Below are 16,961 nucleotides of genomic sequence, written 5' to 3'. Positions count from 1 at the left end.
CTGCCGCGCCGTTTTTATCATCCCGACACGCTGTTGCTGCCGTTGTTGTGGCTCAGCGCCATGCTTTCCACTAACGGCAACCAGGCACGAATGCGTAAACCGCCGCGTTCGCTCTCACCAATCTCCAGCGAGCCCTGATGGGCATCAATAATACGCTGCACGATCGCCAGGCCCAGACCAGTCCCGCTGGTGCTGCGGGCGCTGTCACCGCGCACAAACGGCTGGAACAGATGCGCCAGCTGATCCGGCTTGATGCCAGGTCCGTCATCTTCCACCTGGAACCAGGCACGATGCAGTTCCCGTCCGCTACTGACCTTGATCCAGCCATTGCCGTAGCGTGCGGCGTTGACGACCAGGTTAGCCAGTGCGCGTTTAATCGACAGCGGGTTAATATCCAGCATTAACTCTTCCGGCATCACCGCATTTTCGATTTCACGCTCATAGCCGCTTTCAGCCGCCACCACCTCGCCCAGCACGCTGTTCAGGTCGGCACGCTCGGTCTGCATCTCCTGACCAGTGCGCAGGTAGTCAATGAACTGTTCAATGATGGCGTTGCACTCTTCGATATCTTTATTAATCGATTCGGCCAGATAGCCATCCTGCTCGCTCATCATCTCGGTGGCGAGACGAATGCGGGTCAGCGGCGTACGTAGATCGTGGCTGACACCCGCCATTAGCAGCGTGCGGTCATCCGCCAGCTGCTTCACGCCAGCCGCCATCTGATTAAAGGCGCGCGTTACCGATCGCACTTCTGATGCACCGTATTCGCGCAGCGGCGGCGGAATAATCCCGCGTCCGACCTGTAGCGCGGCGTGCTCCAGATCCACCAGGGGTCGGTTCTGAATACGGATAAACAGCCAGGCACCGCCTATCGCCAGCAACATGATCGCCAGGGTGTAGCGGAACAGTGGTGAGAAGTCGCCCTGATGAATCTCCGTCAGCGGCACCCGCACCCAGATATCGGGCGACAGCCAGGTTTTCAGCCAGACCACCGGCGAGTTTTTGTTCACCTCCACCCGGACATCGGTGGGACCGCCAAGCTGCTGGCCCATCTGCTCGCTCAGGAATTCATAGTGCTGCGCCCAACGCAATCCGCTCTCCTCTGCTGCTGCATTGGTGTAGAGCGAGATCCCCAGCTCGCGGTAGATTTCCCGGCGAAACGCCGGGGGCACTTCCAGCTGCGTGCCATCTTCCAGCTGCAACCGGTCGGTCATCAGCATACGAACTTCGTAAGCGAGCACCTTATTGAACTGTTGCAGGCTGGGAAGAATAGCGAAGTTCAGCACCACCAGATAGGTCGTTACCAGGCTGACGAACAGCAGGGTAACGATCAGCAGCAGGGTGCGGGCAAACGAACTACGTGGCGAGAAGCGCAGTCGCTTCATGCTTTACTGCCGTCCGGCACAAAGACGTAGCCCAGACCCCAGACGGTCTGGATATAGCGCGGATGCGCAGGATCCTCTTCCACCATGCGACGCAGACGGGAGATCTGGACGTCGATCGAACGCTCCATGGCGCTGTATTCACGGCCACGCGCCAGGTTCATCAGCTTGTCACGGGACAGCGGCTCACGCGGGTGGCTTACCAGCGCTTTCAGCACCGCAAACTCACCGCTGGTCAGCGGCATCGGCTCATCTTCACGAAACATCTCGCGGGTGCCGAGGTTAAGTTTGAATTTACCGAAGGCAATAATCGCCTCTTCCTGCGACGGTGCGCCTGGCAGTTCATTAGCCTGACGGCGCAACACCGCGCGGATACGCGCCAGCAGCTCACGCGGGTTGAAAGGCTTGGGAATGTAGTCGTCAGCGCCGATCTCCAGCCCCACGATACGGTCCACCTCTTCGCCCTTGGCAGTCACCATAATAATCGGCATCGGGTTGCTCTGACTGCGCAGACGACGGCAGATAGAGAGGCCATCTTCGCCCGGCAACATCAGGTCCAGCACCATCAGATGAAAGGATTCACGGGTTAACAGACGATCCATCTGCTCGGCATTAGCGACACTGCGCACCTGAAAGCCCTGCTCGGTGAGATAGCGTTCAAGCAGTGCACGCAGACGCATATCATCATCGACGACCAGAATTTTGTAGTTCTCTTGCATTTTCAACTCCCAAAGGCGCTATTGCCTGAGCCAACATTGTTAAAAAAAGATGCCTTATAGTGACAGTCATTATTGGTTTATATTCTAGCCAAAATTGTTACAAAGCATATTAAACAGGAGCTTATATTTGAATTAAGGCGATTGTGGGGTCGTTTCAACCCGTTTACCCCTGCCTGGCTTCTGATACGGCAAATCTGAAAAAATGGCCCTGTTTCTCTGTATCGCTGGCGTCAGAAGCGAGCCAGTTTTTAATCGATGAATCAATTCAGTGAGTTAGCAGATAATTTGACTTAATGATCAGCCATCATTGTAGATAAGCTCCAGATAATCTACCTCAACAGCGTTGCGGCAGCATAATATTCCAGTAAATCTGCCTGACACCTCATGCTCCTCTCGGATTAGTTTCAGCAGCACGTTCAGCAAGGCCAGTTTAAATTAAAGCTCTTTAAATCAATCAGTAAAGCCAACTTTTCGCCCCTCTCGTTTTGAACCAGACTGCTCTGGCAACATTCGATGTCTCAACGGGGAATACACAATGAAAAAAACAATTTTACTGCTGAGCGCGCTGGCATTAAGCAGCGTCAGCCCAGGTTATGCTGCCACAGCCACCGGTGAAGCCGCCGGCGCAGCAGCGACAACCACTGCAAAAGGTAACTCTGACGCCATCGGCGTGGGTGCAGTCGCAGCCCTGCTGGGCGTTGCGCTGGCCACTATGGGCGGCGGCGGCGGTGACGGTCACAGCACCGGCACCTCGACCACTACGGCGACTCACGCCGGAAAATAAGTTTAAGCACCCTGCTGGCTTCAGATTACTGGTTTCATTTTGCATCACAGCATCAACCCTTTCGCCGCCGGGGAAATTAACGTGGGTTTTTAGCCTTTAAAAACCCTTTCCCCGACTCTTTTTTGCCGTGCCCTCTTTGCCTTACACTGTCGCTCCTGAGATTTCTGTGGCCGGTATAGCATGAAAACCCGACTTATTACCCGTGAAGGCTTCGATAAGCTGAAAGCGGAACTCGACTATTTATGGCGTGAAGAGCGACCGGAAGTGACGAAAAAAGTCACCTGGGCTGCCAGCCTTGGCGATCGCAGTGAAAATGCCGATTATCAGTACAACAAAAAACGGCTGCGTGAAATTGACCGCCGCGTTCGCTATCTGACCAAAAGTCTTGAACAGCTGCGTATCGTTGACTACTCACCCCAGCAGGATGGCAAAGTCTTCTTTGGTGCCTGGGTAGAAATTGAAAACGATGAGGGCGACCTCAAACGCTTCCGCATTGTGGGCTACGATGAGATTTTTGGCCGTAAAGATTACATCTCTATCGACTCACCCATGGCGCGGGCGCTGCTGAAAAAAGAGGTCGGCGATGCCGCCACCGTTGAGACGCCAGTGGGTCCGGCACTGTGGTATGTCAACGCGATTGACTACCCGCAATAACGATTCAGATTATCGCTGAAAGCCGCCCGCGTCTCTGGCAATTTTGATTATCAATCCGTATAACTGTCGGCTATTTCTCAACCCGGAAAGCAAGACAGTCCTGATGATGAAAGTTCTGAGCCAGATAATTGCCAGTGAGCTACAGGCGCGACCAGAGCAGGTTGACGCCGCCGTTCGCCTGTTAGATGAAGGGAATACCGTGCCGTTTATCGCACGCTATCGTAAAGAGGTCACCGGCGGTCTGGATGATACCCAACTCCGCCAGCTGGAAACCCGCCTCAGCTATCTGCGTGAACTTGAAGAGCGACGCCAGTCAATTCTGAAGTCGATTGACGATCAGGGAAAACTGACTGACGACCTCGCCCGCGCCATCAATACCACCCTCAGCAAAACCGAGCTTGAAGACCTCTACCTGCCCTACAAGCAGAAACGCCGTACGCGTGGACAGATCGCGATTGAAGCGGGTCTGGAACCGCTGGCGGACACGCTCTGGCAGGATCCGTCGCACACCCCTGAGCAGCTGGCTGAGCAGTATGTCGATGCTGATAAAGGCGTTGCCGACGTCCGTGCCGCGCTGGATGGTGCCCGCTACATTCTGATGGAGCGTTTCGCCGAGGATGCCGCGCTGCTTGCCAAAGTGCGTAACTACCTGTGGAAAAATGCCCACCTGGTCTCTCGTGTAGTGGAAGGCAAAGAGGAAGCGGGCGCGAAGTTCCGTGACTACTTTGATCATCACGAAGCGCTGAGCACCGTGCCGTCGCATCGTGCGCTGGCGATGCTGCGTGGCCGCAACGAAGGTGTGCTGCAACTCTCGCTGAATGCCGATCCGCAGTTTGATGAAGCACCGCGTGAAAGCCACGGCGAAACCCTGATTGCTGAACACCTGAATCTGCGCCTGAATAACGCCCCTGCCGACAGCTGGCGTAAAGCCGTCGTGAGCTGGACGTGGCGCATCAAGGTGATGCTGCATCTGGAAACCGAACTGATGGGTACGGTGCGTGAACGCGCAGAAGATGAAGCGATCAACGTCTTTGCCCGCAACCTGCACGATCTGCTGATGGCCGCCCCGGCTGGGATGCGTGCCACCATGGGACTGGATCCCGGCCTGCGTACCGGCGTTAAAGTCGCTGTGGTCGATGCCACCGGTAAAGTCGTGGCGACCGATACCGTTTATCCACACACCGGTCAGACCGCCAAAGCGGCTGCCGCGGTTGCCGCGCTCTGCATTAAGCACCAGGTCGAGCTGGTGGCGATTGGCAACGGCACCGCGTCCCGTGAAACCGAGCGCTTCTTCCTGGATCTGCAGCAGCAATTCCCACAGGTCACGGCACAGAAAGTGATTGTCAGTGAAGCTGGCGCATCGGTCTACTCTGCCTCTGAGCTGGCGGCGCTGGAATTTCCGGATCTTGATGTTTCGCTGCGCGGCGCGGTGTCGATTGCCCGCCGTCTGCAGGATCCACTGGCTGAGCTGGTGAAAATAGACCCGAAATCGATCGGTGTCGGTCAGTATCAGCATGACGTCAGTCAGAGCCAGCTGGCGAAGAAACTCGACGCCGTAGTAGAGGATTGCGTAAATGCCGTCGGCGTTGACCTTAACACCGCCTCGGTGCCGCTGCTGACCCGCGTCGCGGGCCTGACGCGCATGATGGCGCAGAACATTGTCGGCTGGCGTGATGAGAACGGCCGCTTCCAGAATCGCCAGCAGCTGCTGAAAGTGAGCCGTCTTGGGCCAAAAGCCTTTGAGCAGTGTGCGGGCTTCCTGCGCATCAACCACGGCGATAACCCGCTGGATGCCTCGACCGTCCACCCGGAAGCCTACCCGGTCGTGGAGCGTATTCTGACCGCCACCGAGCAGGCGCTGAGCGATCTGATGGGCAACGCGGGCAGCCTGCGTAACCTCAGCGCCCACGATTTCATTGATGAACGTTTTGGTCTGCCGACCGTTACCGACATCATGAAAGAGCTGGAGAAGCCGGGCCGCGATCCGCGTCCTGAGTTTAAAACTGCGCAGTTTGCAGAAGGTGTGGAAACACTGAACGATCTGTTGCCGGGCATGATCCTCGAAGGCGCCGTCACCAACGTCACCAACTTCGGTGCGTTTGTGGATATTGGCGTGCATCAGGATGGCCTGGTCCATATCTCGTCGCTTTCAGACCGCTTTGTGGAAGACCCCCATCAGGTGGTGAAAGCGGGCGATATCGTCAAAGTGAAAGTGATGGAAGTCGATCTCCAGCGCAAACGTATTGCCCTGACCATGCGTCTTGATGAGCAGCCGGGCGAAGGCAATGCACGTGGCGGCGCGAGAAACGCCGCCCCGCGCGAAGAGAAACGTCCGGCCGCCGGTAAAGGCCGTCCACGTCCGGTCAGTTCCTCTGCGGGTAATAGCGCGATGGGTGATGCGCTGGCCGCGGCATTCGGTAAAAAACGCTAAGCTTTTCAGGGGGCCACATCTGGCCCCCTCTTCTCGTCCTCTCCCCCGGTTGAAAATCCCCATCATCGCGCTACGCTAAAAAGACGCCTGTCATAAAAACAACACCTGCTGTGGCACCCAATTCACGATGGATACGATCACCGATCTGATTGAGAAGATTTATGCTGGCAAATTCCCGGAGGCGACCTTTGCGCGCCTGCAGGCTGACATCGCTATCGCCCGCGAGGCGATTAAGCTGCCGCGCAAGGCACACTGGGATGAACAGGATGTGGTGCTGATCACCTACGCCGACCAGTTTCGTGAAGCCGGTAAACCCACGCTCAGCACCTTTTCCCGGTTCTATCAGCAGCATCTGCAATCCACGTTTCCGCTGGTTCACCTGCTGCCCTTTTTCCCCTGGTCGTCCGATGACGGCTTTTCAGTGATTGATTACCATCAGGTCGATCCGCAGTGCGGCGACTGGCAGGACATTGCGCGCCTGCATCAGGAAACCCGGCTGATGTTTGACTTCGTCTGTAACCATATGTCGTCACGGAGCGTCTGGTTCAGCCACTTCCTGGCGCAGGATCCCGGCTGGGACGATTTCTTTATCAGCATGCCGCCCGCCACCGATCTCAGTGCCGTCACGCGACCGCGCACCTCGCCGCTGCTGACGCCGTTTAAGATGGCCGATGGCGACACCCGCTTTATCTGGACCACCTTCAGCGCCGACCAGATCGACCTTAACTTTGCCAATCCTGAGGTGTTGCTGCGCATGGTCAACGTACTGCTCGACTATCTGATTCGTGGCGCTGACTATGTACGTCTCGATGCGGTCGGTTATATGTGGAAAACGCCCGGCACGCGCTGTATTCATCTGGAAAAAACCCATCAGCTGGTGAAGCTGTTCCGCGCCATTGCCGACCATGTCGCGCCTGGCACGGTGATTATCACCGAGACCAACGTGCCGCATCAGGACAACATCAGTTATCTGGGCAACGGGCACGATGAGGCGCAGATGGTCTATCAGTTTTCACTGCCGCCGCTGGTCCTGCATGCCATTCATACCGGATCGGCGCGCGCACTGCGGCAGTGGGCCAGTTCGCTGGATCTCAGCAGCAACGACACCACCTTCTTCAACTTTCTGGCGTCACACGATGGCATCGGGCTGAATCCGGCGCGCGGCATTTTGTCTGAAGTGGAGATTGTGGCGCTGGTGCGCGATCTGGCACTGGAAGGCGCGCTCGTCTCCTATAAAAATAACCCCGACGGCACCACCAGTCCCTATGAAATCAACGTCACCTATCTGGATGCGTTAAATAGCGAGGCTGACGATGACGCCACGCGGCTGAAACGCTTTTTGCTGGCCCATGCGATTCTGCTGGTCTTTCCTGGCGTGCCTGCCATCTATATCCAGAGCATTCTGGGCGGTCGTAACCATTATGATGGCGTGCGGGCCGCCGGACACAACCGGGCGATTAACCGTCAGAAGTATGATTTGCAGCAGATTGAAGCGGCGCTGTCGGGCGGTGACTGGCTGCGGCAGCAGATTTATACCCGGCTCGGCCAGTTGATACAGCTGCGTCGTCGCCAGCCTGCGTTTCACCCGGATAATCCGATGACGCTGTATGACAGCGAAAACGCCGTGCTGGTGCTCAGCCGCCATCAGGCGGAAAGCGGCGACGGACTGCTTTGCGTATTTAATCTCAGTGGACGATCAGTGGAGACGCGGCTGCCAATGGCGCATACGTTGCAGGATGTGGTGAGCGGAGAGAAAATTGATGGCACCCAGCCGGTTAAGCTGGATGCCTGGCAGTTCATGTGGCTACGTTAATTACTTGTAGACTTCAGCGGTGGCGCTGAATTTACCGTGTTCGCGGCCTGCGATCACGCGGTAGTATTTACCGCCCTTTTCGTCAGCGAGCTTCGACAACACTTTCTTAGCATCCATTGGCGAGGTAGTTTCCGCCGTGGTGTTAACGTTGCCGATCTTTTGCAGGTTCATTGTTTTAACTTCTTCCTGGGTGACTTCTTTCGCTGCCATCGCAGAAAATGAAATCGCGCCCATCATCATTGAAGCCACAACCCATTTAAAAACCTTCATTATGTTTACCCTCATTCATGATCCATTGTGAGATGTAAGCAGCCGCTAAACGCGTAAGACAGTATGGAACGGCATAGTCATTTCCGTGACTAATCACATAAAATGCAGCGGCCTTGCTCACAGAGAGAAGTATTGCTGCTGTCTGCGATTTTGCCAGTTCAAAGCGTCATTATCACGGCAGATTACTGATAAAATTAACAATATGCTGGCAAAAACGCTCAGGATGGGAAATAAAAGGCGCATGTGCGGCTTTTTCGATAACCACTGAAGGCGATGCTGGCAACATTTCATCTATCTCAGCGGCTATCCGGCGCGGCACCAGTCCATCCAGCGCCCCGTAGAGTCGCAGGAACGGCAGCGTAATCTGCGGTAACGCGTCGCGCAGATCGACCTGGCGCAGAATCTCCAGCCCGCCATCCAGCACCGCCACCTCCGGCATCGGCTGCGACAGCACCACCTCTTTCAGCTGCCGCGCATCGGCGCGAGCCGTTTCGGTACCCAGCGTCTGCAGCGCCAGAAAGCGCTCCACCGTGCGCTGGAAATCATTGCTGAGCATCTGCTGAAAGTTCTGCAGCGTCTCCGGTTTAATGCCGGGCCAGCTCTCTGTGGCGGTGAAACAGGGCGACGAGGCAACGGTGATCAGTGCAGCCAGTTTTTCTGGCGCGCTCAGCGCAAGCTGCGTCGCCACCAGTCCGCCCAGCGACCAGCCCACCACAATCGCCTGCGGTGGCAGCAAAGGCAGTAACTCTTCTGCCATCTGCGCCAGCGTCAGCGCACCGAAATGCTGGCTGCGGCCATAACCCGGCAGATCGACCAGATGCAGGCGATAGTGCGGGCTGAGTCGCGGAATAATGCTTTGCCAGACTTCGGCGTTCAGTCCCCATCCGTGCAGCAGCACAAGATCGCGTTTTCCTTCCCCGCAGGTGTGCCAGTAGAGCGACATCATCAGTTACTATCCCGAAATTGATAAGGAGGTCGCTATGCTAGCAATGCCCGCCCTGTGTTGGCTATGCCGGATGCCGTTACGGATAGCCCGGCACGGCATCTGCAGTTTATGCCTGCGCGGATTACCGCCGTTGCCATTGCTCTGTCCGCGCTGCGGATTGCCGGCTGGCTCAGCAAAGGTCGCCTGTGGCCGTTGCCAGCTTAAACCGCCCGCCTGGCAGGCGCTGGTCTGCGTCAATGACTACTGTCCGCCGTTCAGCCAGTGGGTTAATCAGCTGAAGTTTTCTCACATAACCGCACTCAGGGTGATGCTGGCGCGGCTGCTTTTGCTAAGCTGGCTGAATGTTTACCGGCGTGGCACGGTGCCGCGTCCCGATCTGCTGCTGCCGGTTCCGCTGCACCGGCGACGACGCTGGCAGCGCGGCTTCAATCAGACGGTACTGCTGGCCGCTCCGCTGGCGCACTGGCTGGGATGTGAATGGCGTGAAGGTGTTTCCCGCAGGCGAAGGGGCGCCCTACAGCATCAGCTCAGCGCCCGGCAGCGACGTACCAACTTACGCGGTGCCTTTCGCCTTGAAATGGCGGTGCAGGGACGCCATATCGCGCTGCTTGATGACGTCATTACGACCGGCAGTACCGTAGATGAAATCAGTCGTCTGTTACTGGCACAGGGTGCGGCCAGCGTGCAGGTCTGGTGCCTGTGCCGTACCTTGTAGAGCGTCTTTGATGGGCGTATTATAACCAACTAAATTAGTCAACTATTGAGCAATCGACATGATCCGAATTACTGACTCTGCCCAGGAACATTTTTCTAAACTGCTATCCAAACAAGAAGATGGCACCCAGATTCGCGTATTCGTGATTAACCCGGGTACGCCAACAGCAGAATGCGGCGTCTCTTACTGTCCGCCCGATGCGGTTGAAGCCACCGACACCGAACTGAAGTTCGAAAAGCTCTCAGCGTATATTGATGAGCTGAGCAAGCCGTATCTGGAAGATGCAGAAATCGATTTCGTTACCGACAATCTGGGTTCCCAGCTGACGCTGAAAGCACCGAATGCCAAGATGCGCAAAGTCTCTGATGATGCGCCAATGGTTGAGCGCGTTGAGTATCTTCTGCAGGCGCAGATCAACCCACAGCTGGCTGGCCATGGCGGTCGCGTGTCGCTGATGGAGATCACCGATGAGGGCTACGCCATTCTGCAGTTTGGCGGCGGCTGTAACGGCTGTTCAATGATCGACGTGACCCTGAAAGATGGTATTGAGAAAGAGCTGCTGGCTGCCTTCCCGGAACTGAAAGGCGTGCGCGATATTACCGAGCATCAGCGCGGCGAACACTCATTCTACTGATGATAAAGCGGCGGATAGCAGAAATATTCTGCTCTCTCCGCTGTGAGATTGAGCCTGCTCAGGGAACACGGTCAGATCGTAAAGACGCAAATGCCGCCATCCCTGGCATGCCCGGCCCGCGCGATTACGCACCTCATCCCTGAGGTGCGCCCGTTGCCGGGCCAACGCGCGTTGCGTTGTTCAAAAACGCCCGGCGTTTTTGTCCCTGACGCGGGACGCTTTACTCCTCTGACAATGTTCCCTGCGTGTTGAATTGAGCCGTTGCTGCCGGATTTCTTCTGATCACGTTTTATCATCAGTCAGAAACGGCAGCCTGGCTGCTGCGCTTCTGTTATTGCCCTTTCTGTCCTGACTGACGCTGCTGGCTGACCACCTTCAGCAGTGCATTCACTTCCTTGTCCGCAAAGATCGCCTCCAGCGTTTTGCTCAGCTTGCGTCGCCAGTTAGGGTACTGATCCACCGTGCCCGGCACGTTGACCGGCGTGGTCATCCCAAGCCAGTCCTCAGGCTGCAGGCCCAGCAGCGCACTGTCGGTATCTGCCAGGAAACGATGGATCGCCCGGTTCAGCGCAGGCGTCATAGCCAGCTTCTCCGCCTTCTTCTGGCTGCGAGCCGGTAAGGCACCCGCCTGATGCAGCGCATCCAGCAGCGCCTGCTTCTGTGCGGCACGCTGCTCATGTAACGCTTTTACCGCATCGCCCGGATAAAGACCCAGCTTCTCGCCCAGTTCCAGATCGCCCTGCTCCCAGAAGCCGGTCAGTGTCGGCAGATCATGGGTACTGGCGCTGGCAATAGACTGACGTGGATAGTCTTCAGGGGCGCGATAGCGTTCATCTTTCTCCTGCTCAAACCAGAGCACCTTCCATGAAAAGACGCCGCTTTTGCGCAGCAGGCTGACGATCTCCTGAGGCACGGTGCCAAGGTCTTCACCAATCACCATACAGCGCAGCCGGTGGCTCTCCAGCGCCAGGATAGCCAGCAGATCGTTGACCGGATAGGCCACATAAGCACCTTTATCCGCCGTCTCTCCGGCTGGCACCCACCACAGACGCAGCAGCGACATCACATGGTCGATACGCAGCGCGCCACAGTCACGCATATTGGCGCGCAGCATGTCGATAAACGGCTGGTAGGCGCGCGCCTGCATCACATGCGGATCCATCGGCGGTAAGCCCCAGTTTTGTCCCAGCGGTCCCAGACGGTCAGGCGGTGCGCCCACCGAGGCCTTGAGGCGATAAAGCTCCGGGTCGTGCCAGGTCTCCGCACTGCCTTCCGCCACGCCCACCGCCAGGTCACGGTAGAGACCGACGCTCATGCCCAGCGCCTGACTGTGCGCCCAGCAGCCTGAGAACTGCTGCTGCGCCAGCCATTGCAGCCACTGCCAGAAGGCGATCTCCTCTTCATGCTGTTCACACCACTGCTGCACTTCCGGCGACTGACTGTTGCGCCACGCCTCTGGCCAGGCAGGCCAGCCGCCCTGCTGTGACTTGTCTGCCTGCCGCTCCAGCTGTATGCCATCGTAGGCAGCCTGATAACGCAGGCTGTCACCGCCTTCACGCACAAAGGCTGCAAAGGAGAGAGGCTCTTCGCTCTGACTGTCACGCGCCTGAAAGTGTGTCCAGGCATGGCGCAACGCCGCCAGCTTCAGCGCCATCACGGCGTCGTAGTCGACCTGCTCCGCCTCACGCGCTTTGGTCAGCGCCTTCTGTGTTTTCGCGCTTTTCCACCATTTCTGCGCTGCCGCGCTTTGCTGAAAATCGTCCACCTGACTGACGTCGATATAGATCACGTTCAGCCAGCGGCGCGATGACGGACTATACGGGCTGGCAAAACCGGCGCTGGCAGGATAGAGCGCATGCAGCGGATTCAGCCCCACGAAATCGCCGCCGCGCTCAGCCAGCTGGACCAGCAATTGATAGAGATCGCCGAAGTCGCCGATGCCCCAGTTCTGTTCAGAGCGCACGGTATAAAGCTGAACCAGTGCACCCCAGCGTTTTTCCCCGGCCTCCAGCGCCGGAGGCAGATAGCAGCGCCGCGGCGCGACAATAATCTGCGTCTGCCAGCTTTTCTTCCCTTTGTTGAGCGTCAGCTGGTGATAACCCTGGGTCAGCGGTCCCGGCAGCGTAAAAGGCTCCCCGGCGGTTAACTCACCGCTTTGCTGTTTGCCCTTTTCAGTCTGCAATTGCCAGCTGTAAGTGCCACTGCCCTGAGGCGTCAGCTGTCGCTTACTGCTGCCGCTGAACACCGCGACCGGCGGCAGCGGGGATTTACTGGCCTTCTGCGGTTCTGCCATCACCGCCAGCAGCGCGCGTTTGGTCTCATCGCTGACGGCCTCTTTCCTGCCGTTGACGTCGATGTAATCCAGTGATATGCCTGCGGCACGGGCGGCCTGATCGAGTGAATTTTGCTGCATTGCTGCTCCTTAGCGCGGTGCCTGCCAGATACGTTGCTGGTAGTCACGAATGGAACGGTCCGAACTGAACATGCCGGTTCGTGCCGTATTGAGGATGGCGGCGCGGGTCCAGCCTTCGGGGTCACGCCATAGCGCTTCCACCCGTTGCTGCGCCTCGATATAGGCCTGGAAATCGGCCAGCACCAGCCAGGGATCGCCATGTTTGGTCAGGCTTTCCAGCGTCAGGTCAAAGGCGTGCTTATCCCCGTCGCTGAATTTGCCCTTCTCCAGCGATTTCAGTAAATCGTCCAGCGGCTTGTTCTGCTTACGCACTTTTTTCGGGTTGTAGCCTTTCGCCTTGAGCGCCTTCACCTCATCCACGGTGTGGCCGAAGATAAAGATGTTTTCCTCGCCCACCTGTTCGGCAATTTCGACGTTGGCACCATCGAGCGTGCCAATCGTCAGCGCACCGTTCAGCGCCAGCTTCATGTTGCCGGTGCCGGAGGCTTCATAACCGGCGGTGGAGATCTGCTCAGAGAGATCGGCTGCCGGGATCATCTGCTCGGCCACGGTGATACGGTAGTCGGGGATAAACACCACTTTGAGTCTGTCGCCAACCCGCGGATCGTTGTTCACCACCTCCGCCACTTTGTTAATGGCGTAGATGATATTTTTGGCGAGGTAGTAACCCGGCGCGGCCTTAGCCCCGAACAGGAATACCCGTGGCGTAAAGGTGACATCTTCCGGGTTGTTACAGAGCGTCTGATAGCAGTAGAGGATATGCAGCAGGCTGAGATGCTGCCGCTTGTACTCATGCAGTCGCTTGATCTGCACATCGAACAGCGCAGCCGGATTCACGATGATGCCGGTATGCCGCGCGATATACTCTGTAAGCTGCGCTTTGTTCTGCTGTTTGATGCTGCGATAGCGCTGACGAAACGCCTGATCGTCGGCATAGGCCTCCAGACCGATCAATGCATCAAGGTTATTGGCCCACTCGGTTTTCAGCGTCTCATCAATCAGCCCGGCCAGCGCCGGGTTACACTGCTTCAGCCAGCGGCGCGGCGTAATGCCGTTGGTGACGTTATGGAATTTTTGCGGCCAGAGCTGGTGATACTCCGGAAAGAGATCGCTGACCACCAGACGGGAGTGCAGCGCTGCCACGCCGTTGACCGCAAAGCCGCTGACGACGCAGAGATTGGCCATTCGCACCTGACCGTCAGCCACCACCGCCAGCTTGTGCCACATCGCTTTGTCATCCGGCCAGCGCTGCTTCACCTGCTTCTTCAGTCGCTGATTAATCTCTTTGATAATCAGCATGTGGCGCGGCAGCAGACTGCGCATCAGCTTCTCATCCCAGCGCTCCAGCGCCTCTGGCATCAGCGTGTAGTTGGTGTAGGCAAACAACCGGCTGGTGATCTGCCATGCCGCATCCCAGCTCAGCTGATGCTCATCCAGCAGCACGCGCAGCATCTCCGGTATAGCGATGGTCGGATGGGTATCGTTGAGCTGGATCACTTCGAAATCCGGCAGGCTGTGAATGCTGCGCCCCGCCAGATGGTGACGCCGCAGGATATCCGCCACCGCACAGGCGCACTGGAAATATTGCTGCATCAGGCGCAGCCGCTTGCCAGCCTGATGGTTGTCATTGGGATAAAGAACCTTGGTGAGCTTTGCCGCTTCGATGCCGGGCTGCTCTGCCTGCAGGAAGTGGCCGTCGTTAAAGGCGCTGAGATCAAACGGATGCGCGCTTACGGCCTGCCACAGGCGCAGCGGCAGCGTCACGCCGTTGCGATAGCCGGTAACCGGCAAATCCCAGGCCTCGCCGCGCAGCGTAAAATCGGGATGCCAGCGTACACCACCGTTTTCCAGCTTTTCAACCCGGCCGCCCATCGCGACATCAACATCCAGCGCCGCGTTGTGACGGAACCACGGATAGCGCTCGCGCTGCCAGTCATCGGGCGTTTCAATCTGCTTACCCTCGTCAAAAGACTGGCGGAACAGGCCGTACTGGTAATTAAGCCCGTGACCGGTGGCAGACTGCCCTACCGTTGCCATTGAATCCATGTAGCAGGCGGCCAGTCGTCCCAGCCCGCCGTTACCGAGCGCTGGATCGACCTCCTGCTCCAGCAGTTCGGTTAAATCGAGCTGCTGCTCAGCCAGCGCCGCCTTAACCTCGTCATACCAGCCGAGATTCAGCAGATTGTTGCCGGTCAGACGACCAATCAGAAACTCCATCGACAGATAATTAACATGGCGCTGCTGCACCGCCGGACGCGGTGCCGGTTGCGCGGCCAGCAGTTCTGCCAGCACCGCACTCACTGCCTGCCACGCCTGATGCGGGGTCATCTGTTGTGCGGAGAGGAGACTTAACTGCTGCCACTGGCGGGTCAATGCGGCGTTAAAACGGGCTTTATTAAATTTCTGCTGCGGCATAGCACTCCCTTCTGTTACGCAATGAGGTGAAGCAAAAATAGAAAGCGCACGGGCTGGCAACCGGGTACCAGCAATCGTTAAGTAAAGACGGGAGTGAGGAAAAAAGCGACAGCAATCAAAGAAAAACGCCAGCCGGGCGGCTGGCGTGACAGGAATCAGCAGAGTTCGAGGTGAACCTCATGCTGCTCAATCACTTTCATGACGCTGGCGGGCGGCATTTTGTCGGTGTAGAGATAGTCCAGCAGACTCATGTTGCCAAGGTTAACCATGGCGTTACGGCCAAACTTCGAGTGATCCACCACCAGCATCACACAGCGTGAATTTTCAATGATGGCGCGCTTGGTGCGGACTTCGTGATAGTCGAACTCCAGCAGCGATCCATCCATATCGATGCCGCTGATCCCCAGGATGCCGTAATCGAGCCGGAACTGGGAAATGAAGTCGAGCGTCGCTTCCCCCATCACCGCGCCATCGCGGGTCCGTACTTCACCGCCTGCGATAATTACCCGGAAATCGGGCTTGCCCATCAACAGCATCGCGACGTTGAGGTTGTTGGTCACCACGCGTAAGTCGCTATGGTTGAGCAGTGCATGCGCCACCGCTTCCGGCGTGGTGCCGATGTCGATAAACAGCGTGGCCCCATCCGGGATCTGACTGGCAACACGCTGCGCAATCCGCGCTTTCTCCGCTGACCACATCATTTTACGATCGTGCCAGGCGGTATTCTCAGAGCTGGAAGGAAGCGCCGCGCCGCCGTGGTGACGCTGAATTTTATTCTGATCGGCCAGATCGTTGAGATCGCGACGAATGGTTTGCGGGCTGACCTCAAAGTGATCCACCAGCTCCTCAGTACTGACATATCCCTGACGACGGACTAAATCGATAATCGCATCATGACGTTGCGTCTGCTTCACGTTCCTCTCCTGTTAACCCGCTTATATCCTGTCTAACGACGCCTGACGTTACGCGTATCCACCAGCGCCATTGCCAGCCCGACGACCAGACCGGCGACGTGCGCCGCGTTAGCAATCGCCAGACCAAAGACGCCGAACCAGCCAATCACCAGCCAGACCAGCGCAAAACCGATCAATCCCCTTTCAAGATAGACGCCGCTGTCTGGATCGCGCTCGCCGCGCAGCCAGCAGTAACCCATCAGCGCATACACCACGCCAGACAGACCGCCAAACCAGATGCCGCTAAACTTCGCCTGCAGCCAGCCGCTGAGCAGCGCGGAAATCAGCATAATCACGAACAGTTTGCCGCTGCCAAGGCGCTTTTCGACCGCGCCGCCGAGATACCACCACCACATCAGATTAAACAGGATGTGCAGCAGTGAAAAGTGCAGCAGCGCATGGCTGAACCAGCGCCAGACCTGCAGATGCTGGTCGGCATCGGGCCAGGAGAGCCAAGCCATCACGGTCTGATCGCCCATCACCTGCATCAGAATAAACACGGCGATACAGAGCACCATCAGGGACAGGGTCAGCGGACCTGCCCGCTCGCGGATGTTCGCCCAGATGTTGCTGCGCTCATAGCGCAGACCGCTGTCGGTCTTGCCGCTGTGCCAGCTGGCGGCCTGATAGCGCGGATGGTTAGGGTCGTGCAAAAACTGCTGAAGTTCGTTTTCGACCACTGAGATCTTGCTCTCGTCATCCAGCATGATGACGTAGTGATTTTCATGCTCGATGCGCAGCGTAATGCCCTGCGTCGCCATGTAGTCCACAAACGCCTGCGCCATGCGCGGCTGATTAAACTGGGTAATGCGCATCAGTAACTCTCCATGTG

14 protein-coding genes are annotated in these 16,961 nt (G+C 57.3%); 6 read left to right on the top strand and 8 right to left on the bottom strand.

What is annotated here, in order from left to right; translation table 11 throughout:
* Nucleotides 1-17: 17 nt before the first annotated feature.
* Both envZ and ompR read right to left on the bottom strand, forming a co-directional pair.
* On the bottom strand, nucleotides 18-1,385 hold the full coding sequence (gene envZ, locus K6R05_RS01815; RefSeq protein ID WP_003853013.1) for a two-component system sensor histidine kinase EnvZ: 1,368 nt from the start codon (nucleotides 1,383-1,385) through the stop codon (nucleotides 18-20).
* A complete protein-coding gene (gene ompR, locus K6R05_RS01810) occupies nucleotides 1,382-2,101 on the bottom strand; it encodes an osmolarity response regulator transcription factor OmpR (protein ID WP_003853014.1) in 720 nt (239 codons plus the stop codon). Before ompR ends, envZ begins: the two co-directional genes overlap by 4 nt.
* Before the next feature lie 535 nt (nucleotides 2,102-2,636).
* Here ompR and yjbE point away from each other — a divergent pair.
* The 4 genes from yjbE to K6R05_RS01790 all read left to right on the top strand — a co-directional run bounded on the left by yjbE (nucleotide 2,637) and on the right by K6R05_RS01790 (nucleotide 7,783).
* Nucleotides 2,637-2,885, top strand: a complete 249-nt coding sequence (yjbE, locus tag K6R05_RS01805; RefSeq protein WP_150011104.1) for an exopolysaccharide production protein YjbE — start codon at nucleotides 2,637-2,639, stop codon at nucleotides 2,883-2,885.
* 180 nt (nucleotides 2,886-3,065) lie between these two features.
* The gene (greB, locus tag K6R05_RS01800; protein WP_003853016.1) at nucleotides 3,066-3,539 is read left to right on the top strand and encodes a transcription elongation factor GreB; all 474 of its coding nucleotides are present in this window, start codon (nucleotides 3,066-3,068) and stop codon (nucleotides 3,537-3,539) included.
* A 103-nt stretch (nucleotides 3,540-3,642) separates the two neighbouring features.
* Nucleotides 3,643-5,970: a Tex family protein gene (locus K6R05_RS01795; protein WP_222924903.1), complete on the top strand. Its 2,328-nt coding sequence runs from the start codon at nucleotides 3,643-3,645 to the stop codon at nucleotides 5,968-5,970.
* A gap of 127 nt (nucleotides 5,971-6,097) precedes the next feature.
* A complete protein-coding gene (locus tag K6R05_RS01790) occupies nucleotides 6,098-7,783 on the top strand; it encodes an alpha-amylase family glycosyl hydrolase (RefSeq protein WP_222924902.1) in 1,686 nt (561 codons plus the stop codon).
* Here K6R05_RS01790 and K6R05_RS01785 read toward each other — a convergent pair whose 3' ends face one another.
* Both K6R05_RS01785 and bioH read right to left on the bottom strand, forming a co-directional pair.
* A complete protein-coding gene (locus K6R05_RS01785; protein WP_010671554.1) occupies nucleotides 7,784-8,053 on the bottom strand; it encodes a YdgH/BhsA/McbA-like domain containing protein in 270 nt (89 codons plus the stop codon).
* A 172-nt stretch (nucleotides 8,054-8,225) separates the two neighbouring features.
* Entirely contained in the window at nucleotides 8,226-8,999 is a 774-nt protein-coding gene (gene bioH, locus K6R05_RS01780) for a pimeloyl-ACP methyl ester esterase BioH (protein WP_161733696.1), read from the bottom strand.
* Between the two features lie 34 nt (nucleotides 9,000-9,033).
* Here bioH and gntX point away from each other — a divergent pair, with 34 nt between their 5' ends.
* Together gntX and nfuA are read left to right on the top strand one after the other, a co-directional pair.
* Complete coding sequence (gene gntX, locus K6R05_RS01775; RefSeq protein WP_033784173.1) at nucleotides 9,034-9,714, top strand: DNA utilization protein GntX; 681 nt, start codon at nucleotides 9,034-9,036, stop codon at nucleotides 9,712-9,714.
* 58 nt (nucleotides 9,715-9,772) lie between these two features.
* Entirely contained in the window at nucleotides 9,773-10,348 is a 576-nt protein-coding gene (gene nfuA / locus K6R05_RS01770) for a Fe-S biogenesis protein NfuA (RefSeq protein ID WP_161733698.1), read from the top strand.
* 331 nt (nucleotides 10,349-10,679) lie between these two features.
* Here the strand turns inward: nfuA and malQ are convergent, their stop codons facing one another.
* From malQ to glpG, 4 genes are all read right to left on the bottom strand, one after another.
* Nucleotides 10,680-12,761, bottom strand: a complete 2,082-nt coding sequence (malQ, locus tag K6R05_RS01765; RefSeq protein ID WP_222924901.1) for a 4-alpha-glucanotransferase — start codon at nucleotides 12,759-12,761, stop codon at nucleotides 10,680-10,682.
* Between the two features lie 9 nt (nucleotides 12,762-12,770).
* Entirely contained in the window at nucleotides 12,771-15,176 is a 2,406-nt protein-coding gene (gene malP, locus K6R05_RS01760) for a maltodextrin phosphorylase (protein ID WP_222924900.1), read from the bottom strand.
* Between the two features lie 155 nt (nucleotides 15,177-15,331).
* The gene (locus K6R05_RS01755; protein WP_013359303.1) at nucleotides 15,332-16,090 is read right to left on the bottom strand and encodes a DeoR/GlpR family transcriptional regulator; all 759 of its coding nucleotides are present in this window, start codon (nucleotides 16,088-16,090) and stop codon (nucleotides 15,332-15,334) included.
* A gap of 32 nt (nucleotides 16,091-16,122) precedes the next feature.
* Nucleotides 16,123-16,944 (bottom strand): rhomboid family intramembrane serine protease GlpG, encoded by an 822-nt coding sequence (gene glpG / locus K6R05_RS01750; RefSeq protein WP_222924899.1) that lies wholly within the window; start codon nucleotides 16,942-16,944, stop codon nucleotides 16,123-16,125.
* Nucleotides 16,945-16,961: the final 17 nt, after the last annotated feature.

The sequence above is a fragment of the Pantoea alfalfae genome, assembly GCF_019880205.1.
GTDB lineage: Bacteria > Pseudomonadota > Gammaproteobacteria > Enterobacterales > Enterobacteriaceae > Pantoea > Pantoea alfalfae.
This window is presented reverse-complemented; position numbering and strand designations above follow the sequence as displayed.

Coding starts and splice junctions, on each gene's coding strand:
- K6R05_RS01795 (WP_222924903.1), top strand. CDS start 3,643: ATGATGAAAGTTCTGAGCCAGATAATTGCCAGTGAGCTACAGGCGCGA.
- greB (WP_003853016.1), top strand. CDS start 3,066: ATGAAAACCCGACTTATTACCCGTGAAGGCTTCGATAAGCTGAAAGCG.
- bioH (WP_161733696.1), bottom strand. CDS start 8,999: ATGATGTCGCTCTACTGGCACACCTGCGGGGAAGGAAAACGCGATCTT.
- glpG (WP_222924899.1), bottom strand. CDS start 16,944: ATGCGCATTACCCAGTTTAATCAGCCGCGCATGGCGCAGGCGTTTGTG.
- malQ (WP_222924901.1), bottom strand. CDS start 12,761: ATGCAGCAAAATTCACTCGATCAGGCCGCCCGTGCCGCAGGCATATCA.
- ompR (WP_003853014.1), bottom strand. CDS start 2,101: ATGCAAGAGAACTACAAAATTCTGGTCGTCGATGATGATATGCGTCTG.
- malP (WP_222924900.1), bottom strand. CDS start 15,176: ATGCCGCAGCAGAAATTTAATAAAGCCCGTTTTAACGCCGCATTGACC.
- envZ (WP_003853013.1), bottom strand. CDS start 1,385: ATGAAGCGACTGCGCTTCTCGCCACGTAGTTCGTTTGCCCGCACCCTG.
- gntX (WP_033784173.1), top strand. CDS start 9,034: ATGCTAGCAATGCCCGCCCTGTGTTGGCTATGCCGGATGCCGTTACGG.
- K6R05_RS01785 (WP_010671554.1), bottom strand. CDS start 8,053: ATGAAGGTTTTTAAATGGGTTGTGGCTTCAATGATGATGGGCGCGATT.
- nfuA (WP_161733698.1), top strand. CDS start 9,773: ATGATCCGAATTACTGACTCTGCCCAGGAACATTTTTCTAAACTGCTA.
- yjbE (WP_150011104.1), top strand. CDS start 2,637: ATGAAAAAAACAATTTTACTGCTGAGCGCGCTGGCATTAAGCAGCGTC.
- K6R05_RS01790 (WP_222924902.1), top strand. CDS start 6,098: ATGGATACGATCACCGATCTGATTGAGAAGATTTATGCTGGCAAATTC.